Raw genomic sequence first — 455 nt, 5'->3', positions numbered from 1 at the left:
TAATGAGGCTGAATTACCGTATCATCGTCCGCCTTTGTCCAAAAGCTTTATTAAAGATGCAGATGAAATGGATTTGTCCAAACTCTGTCTGCAACCAGAAAACTTTTATGAAAAATATCAAATTGATTTACGTTTAAATACTGCAGTAAGTGAAATTGATCCCGATGAAAATGTGGTTAAGCTTTATCATGGCGACATGATTGAATATGATTATCTGGTGTTAGCGACGGGAACCCGCCCACGTCAATTACCTTTACCTGGAACTGAACTGCAAGGCGTGATGAGCCTGCGTACTTTGCAGGATGCACGACAATTACGTTCAGCACTCAACACTGCTGAAAATGTCGTGATTATTGGTGGTGGGTTTATTGGTTTGGAATTGGCCTCTACTGCACGTAGTTTAGGTAAAAATGTCACTGTACTAGAGCACATGCCACGTGTGCTCGGTCGTTCGG

At 42.0% G+C, this 455-nt stretch carries 1 protein-coding gene; it reads left to right on the top strand.

Features of this window, described 5'->3' with window-relative positions:
- The coding region (locus ACN6OV_RS09520) for an NAD(P)/FAD-dependent oxidoreductase (protein WP_427952365.1) at positions 1–455 on the top strand (455 nt) is incomplete at both ends.

This window comes from Acinetobacter sp. (genome assembly GCF_050285345.1).
Taxonomy (GTDB): domain Bacteria; phylum Pseudomonadota; class Gammaproteobacteria; order Pseudomonadales; family Moraxellaceae; genus Acinetobacter.
Note: the sequence above shows the minus strand (reverse complement) of the source record. Positions and strands in the feature narration are given on the sequence as shown.